The sequence below is a fragment of the Vibrio sp. 1F263 genome (assembly GCF_041439035.1).
Classification (GTDB): Bacteria; Pseudomonadota; Gammaproteobacteria; order Enterobacterales; family Vibrionaceae; genus Vibrio; species Vibrio tasmaniensis_A.
In genome coordinates this window covers 1-4,689 of record NZ_JBGONI010000085.1, presented here as the reverse complement: position 1 = coordinate 4,689, position 4,689 = coordinate 1, and the positions used below count along the sequence as shown (strand labels likewise).

8 protein-coding genes are annotated in these 4,689 nt (G+C 42.5%); 2 read left to right on the top strand and 6 right to left on the bottom strand.

The genetic code is table 11. The annotated features are described in order from the left end of the window. Nucleotides 1–103 precede the first annotated feature (103 nt). The 4 genes from ACED25_RS22955 to ACED25_RS22940 all read right to left on the bottom strand — a co-directional run bounded on the left by ACED25_RS22955 (nucleotide 104) and on the right by ACED25_RS22940 (nucleotide 1,888). Nucleotides 104–421 carry a hypothetical protein gene (locus ACED25_RS22955; RefSeq protein WP_017083861.1) on the bottom strand — a complete coding sequence of 106 codons (318 nt, stop codon included), beginning with the start codon at nucleotides 419–421 and terminating at the stop codon, nucleotides 104–106. A gap of 335 nt (nucleotides 422–756) precedes the next feature. Continuing rightward, entirely contained in the window at nucleotides 757–1,305 is a 549-nt protein-coding gene (locus tag ACED25_RS22950; protein WP_017099288.1) for a phage regulatory CII family protein, read from the bottom strand. Next, the gene (locus tag ACED25_RS22945; protein WP_017099289.1) at nucleotides 1,302–1,649 is read right to left on the bottom strand and encodes a phage regulatory CII family protein; all 348 of its coding nucleotides are present in this window, start codon (nucleotides 1,647–1,649) and stop codon (nucleotides 1,302–1,304) included. The genes ACED25_RS22950 and ACED25_RS22945 overlap by 4 nt, the downstream gene beginning before the upstream one ends. A 35-nt stretch (nucleotides 1,650–1,684) precedes the next feature. Continuing rightward, nucleotides 1,685–1,888 (bottom strand): hypothetical protein, encoded by a 204-nt coding sequence (locus ACED25_RS22940; RefSeq protein ID WP_017083864.1) that lies wholly within the window; start codon nucleotides 1,886–1,888, stop codon nucleotides 1,685–1,687. A gap of 298 nt (nucleotides 1,889–2,186) precedes the next feature. On the opposite strand from ACED25_RS22940, the gene ACED25_RS22935 reads away from it, so the two are divergent. Beyond that, nucleotides 2,187–2,843, top strand: a complete 657-nt coding sequence (locus ACED25_RS22935; RefSeq protein WP_017099290.1) for a peptidase — start codon at nucleotides 2,187–2,189, stop codon at nucleotides 2,841–2,843. A 70-nt stretch (nucleotides 2,844–2,913) separates the two neighbouring features. Here the strand turns inward: ACED25_RS22935 and ACED25_RS22930 are convergent, their stop codons facing one another. Both ACED25_RS22930 and ACED25_RS22925 read right to left on the bottom strand, forming a co-directional pair. Next, nucleotides 2,914–3,186: a hypothetical protein gene (locus tag ACED25_RS22930; protein ID WP_017083866.1), complete on the bottom strand. Its 273-nt coding sequence runs from the start codon at nucleotides 3,184–3,186 to the stop codon at nucleotides 2,914–2,916. Next, the gene (locus ACED25_RS22925) at nucleotides 3,187–3,300 is read right to left on the bottom strand and encodes a DUF6575 domain-containing protein (protein WP_307862867.1); all 114 of its coding nucleotides are present in this window, start codon (nucleotides 3,298–3,300) and stop codon (nucleotides 3,187–3,189) included. A 99-nt stretch (nucleotides 3,301–3,399) separates the two neighbouring features. On the opposite strand from ACED25_RS22925, the gene ACED25_RS22920 reads away from it, so the two are divergent. Then, nucleotides 3,400–4,434 (top strand): tyrosine-type recombinase/integrase, encoded by a 1,035-nt coding sequence (locus ACED25_RS22920; protein ID WP_241909416.1) that lies wholly within the window; start codon nucleotides 3,400–3,402, stop codon nucleotides 4,432–4,434. The last annotated feature ends 255 nt before the right edge of the window (nucleotides 4,435–4,689 follow it).

Below are 4,689 nucleotides of genomic sequence, written 5' to 3'. Positions count from 1 at the left end.
ATCGCGGTTTTATTGTCACTGCACCTCGACAAATAAGGCGCTTCCTCAAGTAGCCGACTCAAACACGACATGGATGAAGACGCAGCGTATTCAGAATGAGCCGTCATCGCATCACCCTTGGTGCACCTTGCCCATACTCACCTACAGAAAAAACAAGGCAAAAGAGATTGTCTTGAGCGTTGAGCGCCGTTACTGAATCAGTCCTCTTGACTCTCTCTGATAAGATTCGAGAGCCGGTCAAAGCCATTCCTTTTGAGCTTTCGTAGCCGCCACGGGTGTCAATTTTTATCGAACACCTTTTCGAATGACAACTGACTGCATCACGCCACTCTTCTTTACCTTTTAAGACTAAATTGGAGACGGTTTCAATACTGGTTTGAATGACCTTACCCTGTACGACCGCAAACACATGATGATTCATAAAGTTGACCTCGGCTAAAAAACGCTCCCCTTCGGAGAAACCAATAACGCTACTCTGGAAGAGGAAAACGCGTTAAAGCCAACGTTGTCTGATTCTTTGCATTCGCTTTTCGAGGCCGAATAAACGAATTCGCAGTCGTACTTGTTCAAACCCATAATTCGAACGCCTTAATTGGTTCATTAACCTCGCCTGCTCAACCCATAAGGAAGAAAGTTGACGAGCGCATAACTCGCGTCGAATGTGCCTGATATACCTAAGGCCTCTACGCTTATCTTCCTCAGTCAATTCATGACCAGAACTTTCAGGGCATGACTGATGACACGGAGTAACAGACATCATCGATCCGAATTGATCTGTGAAGCAGATAAACCATTAGCGGCCGCCACATCCTCTATGGCTTTATGCAGACAAACACCTTGATTCAGTTTTTCTAGGCTCCTGATGAGTTTTACCTGAACGCTGATACTGGCGTGTGCGGTATGAATAATCTTATGTTTTTGAGCACGAGTAAGGCGAGGATTTCCTGCATACTCCAACGCCATTCGAGACAATTCACCTGAATGGATCGAGTTCTCTAATACGCTTTGGGCAAAGGTGTCATCCGTGCTCTCCGGTGTTATATGAGCGGTGACCACGCCCAATCCAAGAAGCAAGCTGTTTACGATGGTGTGATTACCGCTCACTTTTGCGAGAGTAATCGCGTCTACACAACTCAGAACATGAGGCTGAGCAGGATTGAGCTTATTGCGTAGAATAGTTGAGTTCATCCCTATTCTCGCAGCCAAGTTGCTCATATTCTCTGCGGCTCTAAAGACACAGCACGCTTCATCAAAAGCCAACTGCTTTGTGCGATAAAATTCGCTTATTGAGTCAATGTCATTCATAACGAATACTCAATTGAAGAAAAGTGGGACAAAAACGAAGCCCCAACCAAGAACATTGTTCCTAACCAGTTAATTCCGCCGACACGTTTGACTTTGAAAGCTAATTCACAAAAACCTTTCCAACGGGAGTTATCGACATGATCTCGAAACTGCTCCAATTCTTCATCAAAAGCCATTTCCATGAGGTGCTCTGGGTTTAACTTATTTCTCAAAATGGTGGGGGACACACCAATGTTCATGGCAATTTCAGCCATGTTTTCGGTCAGTCGAAACACATTGCAAGCATCTTCAAACGCCTTTTGTTTAGACTCCCGAAAAATGTACATTGATACGTTAACATTCATATCAGATACTCATTGGGTCGCGAATAGAACGTAAACTAAAACTTAGCTTCTAGAGCTCGTTTAGTTAACAGGGCCAGATTGACTAGGTTAAGCTCACCCGCCCCGTCTTTAGCCATTCGAGGGATCTTTCCTTCTTTTAGCTTCTTCTCGATGGTTCCGACTTTCATACCTGACAGTTCTGCATACTTTTCTGTCGTTACATATGGCGCTTCAATAGCGATAACAAGTGGTTGACTCATGTTGACTTCCTCAATAGTTGTCGTTGCTTGAGTGGGTGCTCAGACTTGACTGGAACCTTTTTTCTGCTCACCCCCCCTCCTCATGCATCTGCTCACAAATGCACTCAAAAGCTAACAATGTAATTGTGTTGTGACTTCAGTTGTGCCAACCTTGTTTTACTACTGAATAACCGCTAATAGCGACAAATAAAGACTAACAATGAATTACAAAAGCTAACGTGATAAAACTATTGATCACAAAAGCTAACAAGTCAACAGTTATTTGTTGCTATAAGCCTAAAGAGCTTACATTGGTAATATGAACGACGTAGATAAACAAATTGAAGAGCTAAAAAAGCTAACAAAAACTTCTAAAAATACAGAATTAGCTGCAGCTTTAGGCATCGCTCGAAATACAGTTCAAATGTGGCGTATTCGTGGGAAAATCCCTGAACGTATATTTCTAAAAGCCCAGAACATTGCAGAAGATTCAACTAACCCTCCTATCAGCAGCAATGTTTCTAAAATAGTGCCGATGTCAGAGTTTAAAGCTTGGAGTGAGTTGCCTGTCTATGATGTGCATGCGGCAGCTGGAGCGGGTACACTGGTTCAGGGTGAGTTCCAACTGGACACTCTGATGGTTCCAACTAGCTTATTGAGCGAGTTTGATTTATGTGAAAAATCCGCCTCCATTATTTATGTGGATGGTGACTCAATGGAACCCACCTTGAGCGACAAAGATCGCTTATTGGTAGATACACGTGAGCTACAGCACCCTGTATCAAACGGTGTGTATGTCATTCGAATTGATGATGCGGTCTACGTAAAGCGTTTGAAATGGAATATAGCGAAAGGGGTTTATTTGATCGTTTCTGATAACCAAGCTTATGAAGCTTTTGAAATCGACTATAAGACCGGACGAAATTTCAAGATAATTGGCAAGGCAATAGCGCCTGTGTTCAAGAAAATTTTCTAAACACAAAACCACGAGCTAAGCTCGTGGTTTTTTTTCGTTTCATACATACACCGCCATTGAAAGACGAGCGCTACATCATGTACGTCTCTTCAAGGTCAACTTTAAAATCGATCGGTGGCAGGTTCACCAAATGCTTACTCTCACGCCTCACTAGCTCTGCCTTGGCAGGCTTCCCTACCCCATCAGAGTAAATAGAAGCAATATAGAGCTCTTCTGAATGATGAAATGCATCATGAAAGCTGACTTCATTGTTAAGCAAACGAGCTAATAAAGGTTTAGTCACTGGAATATAAGCCCACTTAATGCACTGACCTTCATCATAGTCCCCACTCCAATAAACCATCTATCTTTGCGTATTTTCATTCTTAACCGAGAAGCATTTTGGCCCTAAGAAGTCCTCATACACTTCCAGTAATTCTAGTTGACCTAGCTGCGTACCAGTGGGGAGTAAGTTCATCGCTCGTCCTCATGTTTCCAATTTGACCAATCAAACATTGAAATGAACCTTACTATGAAATACTGTTTTTATATACAGTTTATTGGCGGTATTTACGTTATGACAGTTAGGAACCTAAAAGACGGCAACAAAAAGCCATGGATTATGGAAGCCTACCCTAATGGTCGTACAGGTAAACGGATTCGTAAACGCTTCGCTACGAAAGGTGAAGCTATGGGATATGAGCGCTTCATCCTCAATGAAATCATCGATAAACCATGGTTAGGAGGAAAAACAGATAAGCGTACTTTAAGTGAGCTCATTGAACTGTGGTATGCGTTGCATGGCAAGTACCTTAAATCCGGCGAGCATACTCGAAAGCGACTCCATACTATTTGCAAGGCGCTGCTCGATCCTGTCGCTGCTCACTTTAGCCAAGCTGATTTCTTCCATTATCGAGCCACTCGAATCAACATTTCCTATAAGAGTGCTAATCATGGGAAAGAGCTCAAAGCCTCATCGCACAACTACGACCAACAATGCTTACAAAGTATGTTTTCTCAGCTCATCGAAATTGGTGAATTGAAATACCCTAATCCAATGAAAGGCCTAAAAAAACTCAGAAAAGACGAAAGTGAATTGGTTTACTTAACCCAAAAGGAGATTGAACACCTATTTCAGTTTGTCAAAGACGCAAGAGATGCTGAGCAGCTGATACAGATTTTTAAGATATGTTTATCTACCGGTGCACGAATTATGGAAGCAGCGGAGTTGAAAGGCTCTCAAATCAGTCCATATATGATCACGTTCACCAAGACTAAAGGAAAGCGGAATAGAACTGTGCCCATTTCAAAAGAACTATACGAAGAGATCTACAAACCAACCAATGGCCGCCTATTCCACTACAGTTACCCGTCGATCTACAATTGGCTAACAAAAGCTCTTCCTAACCTACCAGACGGTCAAGCAACCCATGTACTGCGTCATACTTTTGCATCTCATTTCATGATGAATGGCGGCAACATTTTGGTCCTGCAACGAATTCTGGGACACCAAAAAATTGAGCACACGATGAATTATGCTCATTTTTCGCCAGACCATTTGAGTGAAGCAGTCCTCTTAAACCCACTCGTCTTTCCAAGAGTGGAAAATTAAAAGTTTTGTTTCCTAAAAGCACACTGCTAAGTTTCGGCGAGCTGATTCTGACCACTGTCTCACCCTATTATTATTTACCAATAAATTACTAGATTTCTCAGAGCATTTATCAAAAATATTAAGATCTGAAAGACTTGGTGATTACAACGGGTAAAAATTCAGCCTATGAAGGTTCTGTCGGATAGACGGCACCTGTTACTAGGTGCCACCCTCCTCAGAACCGTACGTGCAACTTTCACTGCATACGGCTCAAGC

What these genes read in the sequence shown, in the direction of transcription:
- ACED25_RS22930 (WP_017083866.1), bottom strand. Translation starts at nt 3,186, where the DNA reads ATGGTTTATTGGAGTGGGGACTATGATGAAGGTCAGTGCATTAAGTGG.
- ACED25_RS22935 (WP_017099290.1), top strand. Translation starts at nt 2,187, where the DNA reads ATGAACGACGTAGATAAACAAATTGAAGAGCTAAAAAAGCTAACAAAA.
- ACED25_RS22955 (WP_017083861.1), bottom strand. Translation starts at nt 421, where the DNA reads ATGAATCATCATGTGTTTGCGGTCGTACAGGGTAAGGTCATTCAAACC.
- ACED25_RS22940 (WP_017083864.1), bottom strand. Translation starts at nt 1,888, where the DNA reads ATGAGTCAACCACTTGTTATCGCTATTGAAGCGCCATATGTAACGACA.
- ACED25_RS22945 (WP_017099289.1), bottom strand. Translation starts at nt 1,649, where the DNA reads ATGAATGTTAACGTATCAATGTACATTTTTCGGGAGTCTAAACAAAAG.
- ACED25_RS22925 (WP_307862867.1), bottom strand. Translation starts at nt 3,300, where the DNA reads ATGAACTTACTCCCCACTGGTACGCAGCTAGGTCAACTAGAATTACTG.
- ACED25_RS22950 (WP_017099288.1), bottom strand. Translation starts at nt 1,305, where the DNA reads ATGAATGACATTGACTCAATAAGCGAATTTTATCGCACAAAGCAGTTG.
- ACED25_RS22920 (WP_241909416.1), top strand. Translation starts at nt 3,400, where the DNA reads ATGACAGTTAGGAACCTAAAAGACGGCAACAAAAAGCCATGGATTATG.